Here is a 16,319-nt window from a genome sequence, read left to right on the forward strand (position 1 = left end):
TTACAACCTTGACTTTTCATCATTACCGGCACCTGTTCCCTTGTATTTGCCTTTTCCTGTATTGTTGAAATTGTAAGACACAGAGATACCAATGACCCTAGTATAGCCGTACGAGTCCTTAGTCATAGTAGCCACACTGTAATAACCCGTCCAACGGTCGCGCTGCTGCTTGAATATGTCGTTGGCATATAGTGAGACGGTCAGAGATTTCTGTAGGAAATCCTTTTGCAATCGGAGGTTGACGCTAAACGAATGCTTGTTTCTGGTAAATCCATCATCATAGCCTGACCTGTACCTCAAATAGAGCATTGCCTTGCAGGTATTGTTTATTTCAAACCAGTTGCGGAAATCCATCTTCCACAAGGGCTTGTTCAGATCTTCTGATACCCCATATTGTTTCATATCAAGGAACTGCTGCCAGTAGCCTAACAGGAGTGAAGGCTTGTAGAATCCGAATTTCGGCGACAGTGTAATGGAGGCGTTGAACGACTGCTGTTTGTCGAAATTCTTATTTCTCCAGATAGTAATCTCAGAGTCCTCCTGATACAAATCTGCAAATGAGAACCGTGCATCTTTCCGGTAATTGTACCCGGCTGCAAGATGAAGCCATGAATAAGTAAAAAGCAAGTCAACGTTATGTATTATTGTGGGTCTCAGCAGCGGGTTGCCTCCCTCATACTCGTAGCGGTTGTCATATTGCACATTGGAGCTAAGCGACTGATAACTAGGCCTGCTTATGCGCTTCCCATAGCTGAACTGCACCTCGGCCAGCCTGTGGTGCCAGCCAATGGAGACATTGGGGAACAGATCGTTATAATCACGGCTCTGTCCTGTCTGCAATTCCCCAAATGAATAGTAGTAGGATTTCACATCCTCATAACGTAATCCAGCAACGATATTGAAATTTCCAAAAGGAGCACAGTACTCGGCAAACAAGGCAGTGTTGCTCTCGCGTATCTCGTCATCCGATGACGTGAGTATTTGCTCAACATTGTTGTATAACCCATGTGTTTTAGTATGGGACACCTCACTGCCGACACTTACCTCTCCCTTCCATATGGGATAGGTAAGGATGAGCTTTGCAGCCAACATCCTGTTCCTGTTGGTACTTGAAGAATGGATGAGACGGCCCTCTAATTCCTCGCTGCTTTCTGCCGACATCTGGTTGTGGGAAGACTTCTTCCACACCCATGTACCATTTAGGTCTATGCCAAGCATCCCCACTTTGCCCAGGTAATACAAATTAGCCTCGTGTTGTGGGTTTTCGTTTTCAAGAATGGTCATCTGCTGGTCAACATAGCCTTCCAATACTTGGTTTCTCGTTATGGTCTGTTGCGTGTTAGCGTGTCCTCCCTCGTATATAGAGCCATCGAGTTTGTAGGACAGCCCAATAAAGTTGTTCCCACCGATGTCATAGCTTGCCCCAATCTTCCCGTCGGCGATAGTATACCAGAAATCATTAGGGCACACTTGTAATATATTAATATGGTTGCCATTGCTCTTAAAGTCATCTGTGATCGTTGCATCCGCAGCATTATAGCCATTTGTAAAAGATAAGGCCCCAGTCACTTCAAGACCACCTGTATGATACTTGATGGCAGCGTCATCGTAAGTGGTCCATTTCCGGGCATACTCACCTTGGCCGAAGGCTGTCACGCCGATGCCGCTGCTTGTGTTCTTAATGGTACTTATACGAATGACCGAACCCACTTCCGAGTTGTATCTTGCCCCCGGTGTCGTGATGATGTCTATACTTTTTATCTCATTCGATTTCAAGTACTTGAGTTCGTTGGCATTCTGTACCTTCCTGTTGTTGATGTATATTTCAGGTGTGCCTTTGGCAAAGACCGTGAAATTGCCGTTATTACCTTCAATGCCTGGCAGCATAGAGACGACATCGTTTGCCGTTCCCACATCCTTCAGTAAGGAGTTATGAATATCAATGTTCAGTCCACCGGCAACAGCCTTATATTGTGGTAAAGAACCTTTCACGATGACCTCAGCAAGGGTTCGGTTGCCTTCATCCAATATTATATCCCCGATATTACTACTTTTGAATGCTATCAGTGTTGTCACATATCCTATGCTCGACACTTTCAGAATATTGTTAGAGCCCCCTGTCTCCAAAGAAAAAGAGCCGTCTTCCTTAGTCACAGTCCCTGCCATGAAAGTGGAATCCTTGGCGTTGAGCAGCACAACATTGGCAAATGGTATGGGAGCATGATGAGTATCCACTACTTTGCCCATCACGCTTTGTGCGTAAGATAGGACAACAAGCTGTGACAATAAACATATCAAAAGTATTCTTCTCATAGTTCTTTACCGTTTAAACTGTTAATCAATAGCCTCCAAAGAGGTTCATCAGTCCTTATAACCACCAGTAATGTCAAAATCTTCTTAATATATTCTTGACGGAACTCGCAAAACTCCTTTTGGGGACGATTAGTAAAACATCCTTTTTTCTCGTCATAAAAACACTCTACGGTACAGCCGCCACATAGATTCCTGCACCAACAATTAACACAGTCTTGGTTTTCCTTGTTGACATGACTAATTGCATATTTGAACTTTTGCATATCAGTGTATAAATTAGCACCCGCAATGTTACCTAAACTGCAATTGGACTTCTCATTTAATAGATGGCAACCATATATTTCTCCGTTTACAGAAACAGATATGTTGTTGAAGCCAACGTTGCAAAAGAGATTGTTATTCTTCTTGATTAGGTGCTCCAAAATGTTCCAAAATTCAGTGGGCAGACAGCGAAATTCACTTTCACGCATTTGCTCTCTTGTGATAGAATCAATATAAGATAACGCATAACCTTTATCTAAATGAGAATCATTAACAATGGCACCTGAAATTCCAAAAGAACTTTTGAGATACTGCTTTAATTTCATATGCTCGAAGCCTTCTTTTATTGCTTTTTGTGTAAAAGTAGCTTCATAAGATAACTCTATAGTTTTTATTTTCTTAATTTCTGCAATAAAATTGACAACAGAGCTGTAGCTTCCTTTTCCATTCGCACGAATTCTATTAAAGTCATGTATAGTTTCAGGTCCATCTATGCTAACGGTTATACTACTAATATATTTCCTAATGACCCCAAGTAATACGGGATTTAGGATAGTTCCATTTGTTACAATGCAAAATTTTGGAGTTTTGAGTTTTTCCCCTCTGTACATATTGGTTATTTCTTTACATACGAAATCAATAACTTTCTCATTGAGTAAAGGTTCGCCTCCAAAAAAAACAATTTTATTGATAGAATCAAAATTACTTTTGCAAAAGGATATAAAACTCTTTGCTGTATCAATTGTCATTAGAGATCTTACGGCACCATAATCACCTCCTTGTGCATAACAATATTTACATCTCAAATTGCAATTATTAGAAACACATAAAGTAATTCTATTTATATCCCTATGGGGTTCTGTGTTGTTAACCTTTGTTTCTATACAAGGGGCACCTAATATAGATTTCATCTTTTTACTATCGAGTTTTTCGGAAGAAGATTTCATCAAAATCAAAGACATGCTCAAATCATTGTAAATGAATTTCTTATCCCCAACCTCAAGTTCCTTGTATCTTGTACTCTTCATCTGCTTTATATTTAATAAATAGTATCCACCTATCTAAAGGTAGGTGGATACATTTTCTATCTGCTATATCATATTTTTTCCACACTGGTAGAACCGCTACCGCTACCGTTACAGCAATTGAAGCCGGCTGCTTTCCCCGCTTCTGCTTGCTCACCGAATCTTTCACCTCCGCACAAGTTTTCCAATTCATCGAAATTTAAAATTTCAAATGAATCAAAAGATGCAATCTCATTGTTCTTCATTTTTATTTCTTTTACAATTTACTTACTCGTATAGCTTTTCAGTATCCGCTCCTTTATGTTAAAGTTCAGTTTGGTCTGAATTTGCCATCCTATAGCTTCCGGCATTGCTCCTTTAACCAGTTAGGTCTGTTTTATAATCTTGTCGACTTGATTATTTCTGTTGCAAATATATTTATATCTCCAAATTATATCGTTACACTTTTGTGTAATTCTGAATTTGTTGTCTGAAATATTACACAAAAGTGTAATCATACAGCCTTGCAGAGTTCACCATACTTGGAAAAGAAACCCATAATACCTCTTTTGCTAGAACACACAGGAATGGTCTCCGATGTAAGGTAGTCTATGGATTTTCCGATCTGACGTGTGCCAAATCCCAATGCTTTCATTACTTTCAATAGTTTGCTGTCAATCTCTGCAATCATATAACTGTACTTGTCCTCTACTATCGGCTTTACAGCCAATGCCATTAACCGCTTGAACAAAGTCAATGTAGATATTCCCGAATCCTTTGCAACGGCAAAACGTCCAATATGCCAGTAGTTATATTTTCCTTCCTCATGTACTGCATTCAAAGGGTTTATACCATAGACTTTTTCTATCGGAAGAGTCTTGTGCTTATCCCAATGGAAGCTTCTGATGCAACCAATCATTTTCCCCAAATAGTCCCTTGCAATATAGATGCGAGATTTGTTATCATACAGATATTCCTCTTCTTCAAGCACAGATTTGATATCTTTGTTTATCTCTTCCTCTGTAAATGAAGATAAGTGATGAGAGTAATTTTCCTTGACCACAAACTGTGCTATTTCCAACAGACTCGTTTTGTCTGCCATGAAGATGGCGTAGTCCTTAAATGTTGCAATCTGTTTTTCCATAATGCTTTTTGTTTCTTGATTTATATGGCAAAAATACTTCTTATGCAAATATCACCTATTACACTTTTGTGTAAATCTGCATTTCTCTCTTTGTTTTTTACACTTTTGTGTAATCTGTTTGCGGTATTCCGCATTAAAAATGTACTTTTGTAGTGAAATATATCAGAGGACCTTAACATGTTTAGCATATATGACAGACATAAAAGATTTCTTTATAGCATCGAACACCGTGCGCAACGCACCTGACTATGATTCCAATGTACTCTCTACATTGGCGCAAACCGTAGAGGCTTTTGCTCGTGTTACCTATCAGAGTGTTTACTTGATAGACTATTACAGGCAGGAATTTCTTTATGTGTCGGACAACCCTTTGTTTCTTTGTGGACATACGGCAAAGGAAGTGAAGGAATTAGGCTACAGCTTTTACTTGGAGCATGTACCAGAGGAAGAACAAAAAATGCTTGTTGAACTGAACAGCAGTGGTTTTAAGTTCTTTGATACTTTCGACAATGTTGATAAATACCAATGTTCCATGTCCTATCACTTTCATCTGAAGAGTGGAATAAAAAGTAAGTTGATTAATCACCAGCTTACTCCCATTCTATTGACAGATGAGGGCAAGATATGGATAGGTATGTGTGTCGTATCACTATCTTCACATAAAACAGTGGGACATGTAGAGTTTCACAAAAAGGGTAATCTTAACTATTGGAAATATTCTTTCGAAGGGCATCGGTGGAAAGAATGTGATGGAATATCACTCAAAGAAGAAGAACTTGAAGTGCTACGGTTGTCAGCAGCAGGACTTACCATGACGGAAATTGCGAACAGAATGTGCCGCTCGTTAGATTCTATCAAAACCTATAAACGCCACGCCTTTGACAAATTAGGCGTGACGAATATCACCGAAGCTATTTCAAGAGCTACCTTAAACAAACTCTTCTGAAAATAATAACTTACGGTAAAAGCGAAGAGAGATAGAATTTAGGAAAATAGTTCACAGGTTTTCCTGTAGCAAGATTGTACATTGCTGTTGTACACAAGCCTGCTGCAATCCATGATGCTATGGACAGTTGCGGAGGTGGGAGCATTTCGTTTTCTTCCCTATATTGAGTAACTATTTTATCCAACCATTCCTTTGGCTGATTCCAGAAAGCCCCATGTCCGGTAACATACTCAGCAACCTTTAATTCAAATCCCTTTGGCTCTTCAGTCAGTTCAGATAAAGAATGCCCCAATGGGTCTACAATCGTAACAAATCCTGCCCAACCAAAATTGTATGGGTGCAGTACTGGGATTTTTCTTTCCTTGCATATTTCATCAAAGACGAATGGAGTTTTATCCTTAAAGTCCAATGCATTGATGGCTACATCATGCTCATTCAGCATCTCTTCGATGTTATCAGGAGTCAAAAACTCTGTATGGAAATCTATCTGTGCATCAGGATTGATGCTTAGCAAACGCTCAGCCAAACATTCCGCCTTGTATCTGCCAATGTCATTCTCTGTATAGTTCTGCCTGTTAAGGTTGCTTTCCTCCACCTTGTCGCCATCAACGATGGTGATATGTTCGAAACCAAATCTTAAAGCGCATTCAGCGATAATGCTGCCAATACCAGCACCACCAAGGAATATCTTATAATCCTTGATGATGCTTTGTTCTCTTTCGCTCACATAGAGCCTGTTTCTGCTGTATCTTTCTTCCATAACAAAATAATTATTTTAGGCAAAAGTAGATGTAATAATACATATATGCATTACACAAAAGTGTAATAATCAATCACATTGTTGATTATTTTAGATTTTATAACATATTCAGAAGGTAATATGTTTGCGTTGCTACTCCTTATAGTTATCCTCCAACATCCTTTCCAAGTCGGAAGCCTTATAGAGTATCTTCCCTGCAAATTGCGTGTAGGGAATAATCTTCCTGTCCCGATAGTCTTGCAACGTGCGCGGGCTGATATACAGCCGATTGCATACTTCCTTACCTGTGAGGAAGTGCTCACCGCCAAAGAGCGGCTTGTGTGTCTGTGCTACTTCCTTAATTCTCTTGCTTACTCCGCTGATAGCGGACAGCACCACTTGCATATCGTCAGCCTCCATGTTCAAATCTCTTACCTGTTCCATAGTTCTCTTGTCTTATTTGTTGTTCTTGGATTTGTCTGTGTTTGATTTCACAGATTTGGTTTCCAATAATCGGCCCACATCCTCACGCTTGTAATAGCACTTGTGCCCGATTTGGGAGAATGGCAGCACGCCTGTATCCCGATAGTGCTGCAAGGTACACTTGCTGATATTAAGCAACTTACACACACCACCATTGTGTAGCCACTCAGTGTGCTAGCTCTGTTCTCCAAATGAAATGCCTTGTAGCAGGTTTCTGTCAAAATTACCATGTGCTTATCATACTACTCTTTCTCTTCATAATTTCACTCTTGGAAATCAACCAAGCAGATAATGAAAAGAATTGCAGATAAAGGTAAACATACGTTCTTTGTTAGGCAGAAAACAGCGAAGCCAAGTAGCTCGCTCGTTCCTAAATCGTTACCTATTTACTTTTACCAACAAGGTAACTTCTTTATTTTCAATTAGATATATTTTAACAATTATCTTCTTTGGTAACTTTAATCTTTGTAACACCCGTCCACAAAGATAATACTTTATACCGATAAACGAATTAAGCATACTATAAAAAGCTCATAATCACAATGTAATCAAACGAGGACTATGGCAAACTTCATAATAATCATCAAGGGAAGAGCCATTTGAAAACACTATATCCTCATGTTTCTCAATCCCGTAAGCAGAATGAACATGACCAAACAGATGATATTTAGGTTTCGTTCTCATCACCTGACTACGAAGAGGACTATTCCCCCAATGTGTGTTGTTGCTTTCGTCCAATATCATAATTGGCGGTTCATGGGTCACAAGAACGTCTATACCCTTGGGTATCAAGCTCTCTGAATGATTATATCCTAATCCAAAGAACTTGACACCCTCTATCTCACACCCACGGTCTTGAAGAAAATGAACATTATCCGGCAAGTCTTCTATCCCATCTGCTTCCCACAAGCAAAGGTCGTGGTTACCAACAATGAATATCTTGTGCGAATAAGGTAGAGAGATATACCAATTCAGAAAGTCGAGCACTTCTTCTTCCGTACCCATATCGGTGAAGTCACCGCAATGGACAAGGACATCGGCTGCAGGCATACTGGTCAACCGTTGATGTCGGTTGTGTGTATCAGAGATTTGAAGTATTCTCATCGTCGTGTCGTAGTCCTTTAATATAATAGGTAATAATAGTTTATCTTTTAAGAGAGCGTTTATATCACGGTTGTCAGCATCCCCAAGACATCTTCTAATCGTGCAACAGCCTGCTGCGCAATTGTATCTTCCTGATTATCTTCGGCTTGATTTAGTGCAACAGGCTGTTGCACTATTTTGTTAAGCTCACTTGTTAGACCCACAATATTCTCTATTGTAGGCTTCTTAAGCAAGTCGTCAACATTACTCACTACCTTAAGAACCTCCATAGGATAGGCACTGCAAGCATACAGAAACCTATCATGCCACGTTATATTGATAGTTCTTCTAAGATATTGCAGACCTACTTGTTAAATAATAACCCTATCCTGCCACAACCTCATTTCCCTCCGCATATTGTCTGCAACAACATTAAGTGGAAACATCTTGTTCCTTCTATTCGTCATTTCTGACATCTTATGTAAAAAGATAAAAGCAGGGATAAATTTATTACTTACCTCCCATTGTCTTGAAGGATGAACCACACAAACGGCTGGTATCTTATATATACGACCGATTTGAGCTGCTCTATTGCTAAACACATGAGTATATTCTATGGCTGTATCAGACGCTCCACTATTCTCCTTCAACGCCATAAATGCATTTTTCCCCAACAAAACAATATACTTTGGTTTGACTATCTCTATCAGCTCTAAAGTACTTTTTACGCCCTCTGTCATTAGTTCTTTATAAAGGTCCTTATGTCCATTAGCTGAAACAAAAGGACTGAGATTAGTCCACACCGTCCTCTGATCATTATCAATACTCTCTGGATGATAGAAATGGTCATAACCCAGAAACGTATGAGAACCAGCAAGAAACTTCTTCCAATCAGGGTTGATACTACCATCAGCAAGGAACCTTTTTGCCCAAGTAGGGTTCCCTTTTAAGTAATCATCAGCACTGTCAAACACCCTCTCACCACCACCTAAACAGCCTTTCGGGTTTATTCCAATAACCATTGTATCCACATTCCCCTCAACAACATTCAAGGGTGATTGCGTGTAATAGGCGGTTTGATACTTCTTCGACAATTCATTAAATTTAGGTACATACTTTTCTGCCCACTTCTTAACCTCGTCATTCATTGCAGCCATGTCTGTCTATATTCTGTGAATAGTTTTATTATAGCATTAAGTTTTTATTTACTAAAATCAAAAGCACTAATAGTCTATTGCAAAGATAGTATTTTTATCCGAAGAATTACAAGTAATCTTTGATTTATTCGCACAACATTATTGGCGTTCGCAGCACTTGTCTGACAAGTTTAGAAATATCTTTACATATTTAGAGGTGAATTATCTAAAATAAAGAAATGACTGTGCACAAAGCAAATCTATATCCACAAGGAGATAAGCGAGTTATGGACAGCAAAGAAAAGGAGGCCTAACTGTCTTTCAGAAGAGTATCTTCTATGAGCAAGAAGGGTTATCTCAGTCACCGCAATGGATAAGAACATCGGCCTTAGGCATACTGGTCAACCGTTGATGTCGGTTGTGTGTATCAGAGATTTGAAGTATTCTCATCGTCGTGTCGTAGTCGTTTAATATAATAGGTAATAATAGTTCGTCATCGTCGCAAGCCTCTTCTTACAACCTTGCATCAGCTTCTTTGTGAATACATATAACCTCCTTTGGATGCATCATACCGATAACTTTCTTTATCGCATCTCTATCCACATGTCCAGAAGTATGTATATCCACAACGTTATGGAACATCTCTCGAAACTCCTTGTACTTTGCGTTCGCCCTCACCTGCTCCTCTCTCATGTAGTATCCATTCCAAGAAGAGTAGATGAGGATAGTCTCCTCTTGTGGAAGTCGGTTGAGAAGAGCCTTTACCTTGTCGCCATGTGACGGTCCTACAACCATCGTAAAGCCTTTATCTCTCAGTTTGCTATACAGTCTATCAGTATAAAACAGCGGTGAGAAGGAGAACAGACCCCTCCCCAGATTGCCCTCTCGCTCAGTAAAGAGCTCCATCGTTCTTTTCATAAACAAGGACATAATACACAAAGGTTTCTTCGTCTTCTTGGTCGCATGATTTATACTTCCTAATCGTTCTATATCCGTGGCTGAGGCCAAAACAAAGACATACTTGAAGGCTTGCATCACATCTATCATCTCCATCGACACCCTATACTCACTAATAGCTTTGTCTTCTCGGCTTAGCATCGTACCCTCTGTAATCAGCACATCAATGTTTGTTGCGTATTTTCTCAGCATGAGAAACTGTCCTTTACTCATGTAGCCATGTCCACGATAATCGCCTGTATGCCAGAAACGTTGCCCTTCGGCTTCAATGAGAAACATGTGTGCATCATATATACTATGGCAGCAGAAGAAAGGAGTTATCCTAATATTCCCCACCATTATAGGCTTAGGATAATCCCCACGGCCTGTTCGCTTCCAAGTTCTGAACGTCTCTAACTTGTCTATAAGTGTCTTTGTTCTGCGACAACACTCCTCAAGTCGTTCCTCTTCTGACCTATCGGGCGCCCGCTGCCGACCACACTTTTCTCTTGCTATCTCGTATCCCTCCAGTAGAGTCTTATATTTTATAAGTAAAAGGTCCTTACCTCCTTCGCTAATAAACTGGTCAAATGGGATATATGGAAACAAACCTACATGGTCTTCGTGAGCATGCGTATAGAATACTGCCTGGTGTTCTTTCTCATTATTCTCGACAATATCAGCAACCATAAGAGCATCTTCTTCAGGAGTTGTTGGCTTTCCATTGCCTGGCAAATTCTGCCCAAAGTCAATGAAGACTCTGGACGACTCTGTCCATATCTCGGTTATGCAACCTCCTATCTGGTCAAGTCCTCTATGTATTTTTATCTTCATCATACGTCTAAAATGATTTGTACATTATGCCAGACTATCAGTGGCTCAGCCATTCCCCTCGCTTTTGCCCATTCTTGTGCTTTCTCTCCTTCCATCTCTAAAGCCCCCCTTTCTTCGCTTCCTCGGCAGGCAAGGATTAGCATCATACGTGGTGTAGCCGACAAGTTCAACCCTGCATCATCGCCCTCTAACAGTCCTAACGCTACCTTCTGACGGATGATACGTTCCACATCCGCCCTTAGAACGGCACAAGCCTTGGGACTTTTCATAATTTCGTTAGTCTTTTCTATATGGGCGACTATCCCCGACTTACCTCCTGTCGCTCCCATTCCCACCTTTAATTCACCAAGATAAACATCATTCTCACCCCTTTCGTTTCTCTTCGTATCAACCACGACGAGGTCAAATCTCGTCTTGATTATTCTTTCCTCTTTCTTGATATCCGACTGTGGGAGCTGCCACTCCATATCTACAACAACGAATCTGTTGCTAAAACTACGGTTTCCCAAAGCGATATTCTGCTGAACCTCAAACTCCTCCCCCACTTTGTAACTACCGACCAGCCGCTTAGCTTCTCTAAAGTATTGCCTTAACTGACTCTTATCTCTTAGTGTCTGTATCAAATCTCCATCCTCGAAAGAGACAGAAGGTGGCGTAGCGTTCTTGTAATACTTCTCTGATAAGGTGTCTATAGAAGGCTTCCCTTTACAGTAACTTATCGTCAAGATTCTATCCTTATGATAGTAAATCATGACCTTGTTGTTCATTCTGATTTCAAAAGAAAGCGCTGGGTCCTCCTTGATGACATCGAACAATTTTTGTAGACATCCTCCTTCTTGATAAGCCTGTAAATGTTCGTCTGTAATGGTTCTCATATTCTTCTTCTTTTAATCGTTAATACTTTATTGTTATTATTCGTTGTAGACTATCCCTCTGTTCATCTTACTTATTTGTATGGGTAAACCTACTTACTCCTCTATATAAGTGAGGTAATACAGACTGCTGACGGACTATACCTTCCTAAAGGACCGCATATCAAAGCCTTACAACCACCCTGTCAACTACCATTACAGCAAGCGCTTATCGTCTCAAGGGGATAGTTGTCGTTGATATAAGGAGCTTTTCTGCCCACTCCTTAACCTCGTCATCCACTGCAGCCATGTCTGTCTATATTCTGTGAATAGTATTATTATAGCATTAAGTTTTTATTTACTAAAAATCAAAAGCACTAATAGTCTGTTGCAAAGATAGTATTTTTATCCGAATAATTACAAGTAATCTTTGATTTATTTGCACAGCGTTATTAGCGTTCCCTGCACTTGTTTGATTCATTTAGAAATATCTTTACATATTTAGAGATGAATTATCTAAAACAAAGAAAAGCCTGCGCACGAAGCAAGTCTATATCCGCAAGGAAATCAGAGAGTTACGAATAGCAAAGAAGAGGAGGCCTTACTATCTTCCAGAAGGGCCTTAGTAAGGGGCAAGAAGGGCGTCTTCAATGAGCAAGAGGGGCGTCCTCTTCAAGCTAACTAACGCCTTTCTTCTTTCGTGTTTAGAATTTTCTTTACAACACCCACACCCACCAAAAGCCTCACCCCCAGCCCCTCTCCGAATGAAGAGGGGAGTGATCACCGAGGTTACCCCTATTGGTTAGCGGCCCCTCCCCCTTCCCCTCCCCCGAAGGGAGGGGCGTGATCACCGAGGTTACCCCTACTTCGCTGCTTGTGTCTTGATAGGAACGTTGACTCACCCCGATACCTCTATAGCTAATCATTAACACCTAACACCCATCACCCAACACCCATCAGAAGCCTCACCCCCAGCCCCTCTCCGAATGGAGAGGGGAGTGATCACCGAGATACCCCTACGTGTCCTCCGTATGTTAAGCAACCCTTCTCCTTCTATTAGCAGGCCTGTAGGGGGTAACCTCACATACTACTCCCCTCTCCATTCGGAGAGGGGCTGGGGGTGAGGCCTCTGTGAATTCTGTATGCCGAAGGCCTTCTGTGGGTTCGAAACAGTGCGCAAAAAATTCTGTTAAATCTGTGAGTTCTGTGAGAAAAAGAAATACCCTTTGTGAGAGAAAAACCTCCCCAGCGGGTTGTTTGTGTGTTATCTCATACGAGTGGGTGCGTTCTATTTCTCACAGATGAACACAGATGAACAGATTTAACAAAGGTGCACAGAGACATTAAGTCAACCGATTTCACAGAACCTTACAGCCAACGTTAACTAATCATCAGCACCTAACACTCATCACCCAACACCCTTCTTTGGCTATAAAGTTCTGTGAGTTCTGTATGCCGAAGGCCTTCTGTGGGTTCGAAACAGTGCGCAAAAAAATTCTGTTAAATCTGTGAGTTCTGTGAGAGAAAAACCTCCCCAAGAACCGTGTTAGTAGGCCAGTAGGGGTAACCTCACATACCACGCCCCTCCCTGCGGGGGAGGGGTCGGGGGAGGGGCCACTCTCTTATGGGTTCGAAACTGTGCGCAAAAATGCTCCGTGAACTCTGTGCGCTCTGTGAGAGATAAAACTCCCCAGCGAGTCACATGTGTCTCATCTTTTAGAGAGGGTGCGTTCTTTTTCTCACAGATTTACACAGAAGAACAGAACACACAGGGGTCAGAAAAATAGCGGCCCCTCCCCCTGCCCCTCCCCCGAAGGGAAGGGGAGTAATCACCGAGATACCCCTATGGCTAATCATCAACACCTAACATCCACAACTCAACACCCCTCCTTGACTAATCATCAACACCTAACACCCATCACCCAACACCTCTTCTTGGAGAAAGAAACGGCCTGAAAAGGGCAGATAAAAACACCCTCGCACGATATTTATACGGTTTACTCTTGGCAGTTTGATAATATATTATTACTTTTGCATCGGTTTTCAGAATGGAAACTAAGGGGTGCTTGCCTGTTTGGGCTTGCTGAGATTATACCCATTGACCTGATACGGATAATGCCGTCGTAGGGAGATTCCCCCTTTATCTATTATCTTCAATCATCAACCTGGGATATGAAAAGAACTATCCTGTTTACTGCTGCACTTACGTGTGTGGCGTCGTTAAGGGCACAGACTGTGACAGACACGCTGAAACAACAGCATCTCGACGAGGTCGTTGTGGCAGGTGTACGTGCGCCGAAGAGTGCTCCGTACGCTGTATCTAACATCAAAAAAGCAGAGCTTGAAGCCTTCTCGAAGAGTGGACGCGAGCTACCTTTCCTCCTCTCACAGACGCCAGGCGTGTTGGCTTGGGGCGAGAACGGACTCGGAACGGGTACGGCTGCAATGCGCATCCGAGGTGCTGCGGGTAGCCGTATCAACATCACCTTAGACGGTGTGGCACTCAACTCTCCAGAGGACCAGACGGTGTTCTGGGCAAATATGAACTCCTACGCTTCCCTGATGAGTAGCGTACAGATACAGCGTGGTATCGGTACTTCTACCAATGGCGACGGTGCTTTCGGTGGTTCGGTGTCGTTGGCTACGAGTGCACCGAGCACGAAACCGAGTGTTGAGGTGAGCGGTTCCTACGGTTCTTACCATACGTATAACACTGGTGTAAAGTTCTCTACGGGTCTTCTCTTTAATCATCTTGTCTTCGATGGGGCCTATCACGAGACCGCCACTGACGGTTATGTTCACGGTACGAGCGGTCGGTCGGGTTCTTACTATGGTGGATTAACATGGTTGGGCGATAACTTCCGCATCAGTTATAAGAACATTGGTAACTTTGAGAAGACTGGTCAAGCATGGAACGGAGTCGTTACGGGGAGTAATGACCTTAGTCTGATGGATGGCACCTACGGCTCTAAGACAGGTATCACCACTTATAAGGATATGTATGAGAGAGGTTTGGGCAAGTTCAACCAGCTCTATGAATACCTGCAGACCGATGCTAACGGGGCCTTTGTTAAGGATGGGAATGGTAACTACGAGACGGCACGTTACACAATGCGCGACGGCTCTTTCTGGAACAAAACGACAGATAATTTCTATCAGAACCATAACCTCTTGTCGTTTGCTTTCCATCCTTCTGAGCACTGGAGTCACAATGTAACACTGCACTACACCTACGGCTACGGTTATTACAGCGAACTTAAGCCTAAGACAAAGTTTGCTAAATTCGGCTTGACGTTCACCGATAGCAATGGTAACTTCGTCAAGAAGAGTGACTTCGTACGCCTGAAAGGATTGTCACAGCACACCTACGGCATTGTCTACACAAGTAATTACAAGGACGAGAGTTGGGATGTAATGGGCGGACTGAACCTTCAGCAGTTCCGTGGCAGCCACTTTGGCTACCTAACTTATATAAAGAATGAGGAGGCAGATGCGCTGTATCGTGCGGGTGGCAAGGACTATAAGTACTATGACTCCAAGGCTCATAAGTATGACTACAGCGGCTTCTTCAAGGCAAAATATAACTTTGCAGACTACTGGAACGTGTTTATGGACCTGCAGATACGCCATGTGGAGTATATGACCGATGGTCAGAACGACCGTTTCTATAAGGTGGCTAATGGCTACAAGAACCAGCTCTTAGACATCAGCGAGCGTTATGACTTTGTCAATCCGAAGGCAGGTGTAAGCTACTACCGTGCTGGCCATAAGGCTTACGCATCTATTGCATACGCTAACCGAGAGCCTGAACGCAACAACTTCACCAATAATGGTAGTTATCCTGCACCATCGCCAGAACGCATGATGGATATCGAGATGGGCTATCAATACAATGGTCATAACTGGAGAGCGGGCGTTAATCTCTATTACATGGACTATAACAACCAGTTTGTACAGACGGGTGCGCAGAGTGATATAGGCGAGAATCTGACGACAAACATCAAGGACAGCTATCGTATGGGAGCTGAGCTGGAGGCAGGATGGAGTCCTCTGTCATGGTTGACGGTTGAGGGTAATGCTGCTTTGAGCCGTAACATCATCAAAGACTTTGACGAGATGGCAAGCGTAGACTGGGAGTCTTCGTTCCGTAAGATACATTATAACCACTCTACTTTGGCCTTCTCTCCTTCCGCTATCCTCAATGGTATGCTCACTCTCCACTATAAAGGGCTTGAGGCAATATGGCATACTAACTTCGTGAGTCGCCAGTATTTAGACAATACTGAGAATAGGACACGGTCGTTGCCATGCTATTCACAGACGAATGTCAACCTCAGCTATACCCTTCACCCAAGTCGACTGATTGCTGGAATGAGGGAGGCTGTCTTCGGTTTGAACCTCAACAACATCTTTAATCGCCATTATGCAGCCAGTGGATGGGTGTATAGTTCCATCCTCGACCACGACGGTCATCCTAATGAGAACCGTTATACGCAGATTGGTTTCATACCGATGGCGGGCTTTAACATGATGGGGAGTGTTACTCTGAAGTTCTAAGACATCAGGACACCGACCTCCTCAACTGGCTC

Annotated in this window: 13 protein-coding genes, 2 pseudogenes and 1 riboswitch; of the genes and pseudogenes, 2 read left to right on the forward strand and 13 right to left on the reverse strand. The window is 42.1% G+C overall.

Features of this window, described 5'->3' with window-relative positions; all coding sequences use genetic code 11:
• The 4 genes from AXF23_RS01370 to AXF23_RS01380 form a co-directional block, all read right to left on the reverse strand.
• Positions 1-2,313, reverse strand: a complete 2,313-nt coding sequence (locus AXF23_RS01370; RefSeq protein WP_107624040.1) for an outer membrane beta-barrel family protein — start codon at positions 2,311-2,313, stop codon at positions 1-3.
• On the reverse strand, positions 2,310-3,602 hold the full coding sequence (locus AXF23_RS01375; protein ID WP_107624041.1) for a radical SAM/SPASM domain-containing protein: 1,293 nt from the start codon (positions 3,600-3,602) through the stop codon (positions 2,310-2,312). Before AXF23_RS01375 ends, AXF23_RS01370 begins: the two co-directional genes overlap by 4 nt.
• A 68-nt stretch (positions 3,603-3,670) precedes the next feature.
• Entirely contained in the window at positions 3,671-3,844 is a 174-nt protein-coding gene (locus tag AXF23_RS15895) for a hypothetical protein (protein ID WP_158267673.1), read from the reverse strand.
• A gap of 248 nt (positions 3,845-4,092) precedes the next feature.
• Entirely contained in the window at positions 4,093-4,722 is a 630-nt protein-coding gene (locus AXF23_RS01380) for a hypothetical protein (protein WP_107624042.1), read from the reverse strand.
• Between the two features lie 190 nt (positions 4,723-4,912).
• On the opposite strand from AXF23_RS01380, the gene AXF23_RS01385 reads away from it, so the two are divergent.
• The gene (locus AXF23_RS01385; protein WP_107624043.1) at positions 4,913-5,668 is read left to right on the forward strand and encodes a helix-turn-helix domain-containing protein; all 756 of its coding nucleotides are present in this window, start codon (positions 4,913-4,915) and stop codon (positions 5,666-5,668) included.
• 10 nt (positions 5,669-5,678) lie between these two features.
• On the opposite strand, the gene AXF23_RS01390 is transcribed toward AXF23_RS01385, so the two are convergent.
• The 9 genes and pseudogenes from AXF23_RS01390 to AXF23_RS01435 all read right to left on the reverse strand — a co-directional run bounded on the left by AXF23_RS01390 (position 5,679) and on the right by AXF23_RS01435 (position 11,754).
• Positions 5,679-6,428, reverse strand: coding sequence for a ThiF family adenylyltransferase (locus AXF23_RS01390; protein ID WP_107624044.1), 750 nt, complete (start codon positions 6,426-6,428; stop codon positions 5,679-5,681).
• 132 nt (positions 6,429-6,560) lie between these two features.
• A complete protein-coding gene (locus AXF23_RS01395) occupies positions 6,561-6,851 on the reverse strand; it encodes a helix-turn-helix domain-containing protein (protein WP_107624045.1) in 291 nt (96 codons plus the stop codon).
• A 12-nt stretch (positions 6,852-6,863) separates the two neighbouring features.
• A pseudogene (locus tag AXF23_RS01400) lies at positions 6,864-7,120 on the reverse strand (helix-turn-helix domain-containing protein).
• Positions 7,121-7,427: 307 nt separating this feature from the next.
• Positions 7,428-7,994, reverse strand: coding sequence for a metallophosphatase domain-containing protein (locus AXF23_RS01410; protein WP_107624046.1), 567 nt, complete (start codon positions 7,992-7,994; stop codon positions 7,428-7,430).
• 59 nt (positions 7,995-8,053) lie between these two features.
• Entirely contained in the window at positions 8,054-8,263 is a 210-nt protein-coding gene (locus tag AXF23_RS01415; protein ID WP_107624047.1) for a hypothetical protein, read from the reverse strand.
• A gap of 81 nt (positions 8,264-8,344) precedes the next feature.
• Entirely contained in the window at positions 8,345-9,130 is a 786-nt protein-coding gene (locus tag AXF23_RS01420) for a uracil-DNA glycosylase family protein (protein ID WP_089366289.1), read from the reverse strand.
• 339 nt (positions 9,131-9,469) lie between these two features.
• Positions 9,470-9,559: pseudogene (locus AXF23_RS16190) on the reverse strand (serine/threonine protein phosphatase); the annotation flags it as partial.
• Between the two features lie 63 nt (positions 9,560-9,622).
• Positions 9,623-10,882 carry an MBL fold metallo-hydrolase gene (locus AXF23_RS01430; RefSeq protein ID WP_107624048.1) on the reverse strand — a complete coding sequence of 420 codons (1,260 nt, stop codon included), beginning with the start codon at positions 10,880-10,882 and terminating at the stop codon, positions 9,623-9,625.
• Positions 10,879-11,754, reverse strand: coding sequence for a hypothetical protein (locus tag AXF23_RS01435; RefSeq protein WP_107624049.1), 876 nt, complete (start codon positions 11,752-11,754; stop codon positions 10,879-10,881). Before AXF23_RS01435 ends, AXF23_RS01430 begins: the two co-directional genes overlap by 4 nt.
• A 2,024-nt stretch (positions 11,755-13,778) precedes the next feature.
• Positions 13,779-13,877, forward strand: a riboswitch (TPP riboswitch).
• Positions 13,878-13,902: 25 nt separating this feature from the next.
• On the opposite strand from AXF23_RS01435, the gene AXF23_RS01445 reads away from it, so the two are divergent.
• Positions 13,903-16,287 carry a TonB-dependent receptor gene (locus tag AXF23_RS01445; protein ID WP_107624050.1) on the forward strand — a complete coding sequence of 795 codons (2,385 nt, stop codon included), beginning with the start codon at positions 13,903-13,905 and terminating at the stop codon, positions 16,285-16,287.
• The last annotated feature ends 32 nt before the right edge of the window (positions 16,288-16,319 follow it).

The organism is Prevotella sp. oral taxon 313, assembly GCF_003043935.1.
Classification (GTDB): Bacteria; Bacteroidota; Bacteroidia; order Bacteroidales; family Bacteroidaceae; genus Prevotella; species Prevotella jejuni.

Coding starts and splice junctions, on each gene's coding strand:
- AXF23_RS01370 (WP_107624040.1), bottom strand. CDS start 2,313: ATGAGAAGAATACTTTTGATATGTTTATTGTCACAGCTTGTTGTCCTA.
- AXF23_RS01375 (WP_107624041.1), bottom strand. CDS start 3,602: ATGAAGAGTACAAGATACAAGGAACTTGAGGTTGGGGATAAGAAATTC.
- AXF23_RS15895 (WP_158267673.1), bottom strand. CDS start 3,844: ATGAAGAACAATGAGATTGCATCTTTTGATTCATTTGAAATTTTAAAT.
- AXF23_RS01380 (WP_107624042.1), bottom strand. CDS start 4,722: ATGGAAAAACAGATTGCAACATTTAAGGACTACGCCATCTTCATGGCA.
- AXF23_RS01385 (WP_107624043.1), top strand. CDS start 4,913: ATGACAGACATAAAAGATTTCTTTATAGCATCGAACACCGTGCGCAAC.
- AXF23_RS01390 (WP_107624044.1), bottom strand. CDS start 6,428: ATGGAAGAAAGATACAGCAGAAACAGGCTCTATGTGAGCGAAAGAGAA.
- AXF23_RS01395 (WP_107624045.1), bottom strand. CDS start 6,851: ATGGAACAGGTAAGAGATTTGAACATGGAGGCTGACGATATGCAAGTG.
- AXF23_RS01410 (WP_107624046.1), bottom strand. CDS start 7,994: ATGAGAATACTTCAAATCTCTGATACACACAACCGACATCAACGGTTG.
- AXF23_RS01415 (WP_107624047.1), bottom strand. CDS start 8,263: ATGGAGGTTCTTAAGGTAGTGAGTAATGTTGACGACTTGCTTAAGAAG.
- AXF23_RS01420 (WP_089366289.1), bottom strand. CDS start 9,130: ATGGCTGCAATGAATGACGAGGTTAAGAAGTGGGCAGAAAAGTATGTA.
- AXF23_RS01430 (WP_107624048.1), bottom strand. CDS start 10,882: ATGATGAAGATAAAAATACATAGAGGACTTGACCAGATAGGAGGTTGC.
- AXF23_RS01435 (WP_107624049.1), bottom strand. CDS start 11,754: ATGAGAACCATTACAGACGAACATTTACAGGCTTATCAAGAAGGAGGA.
- AXF23_RS01445 (WP_107624050.1), top strand. CDS start 13,903: ATGAAAAGAACTATCCTGTTTACTGCTGCACTTACGTGTGTGGCGTCG.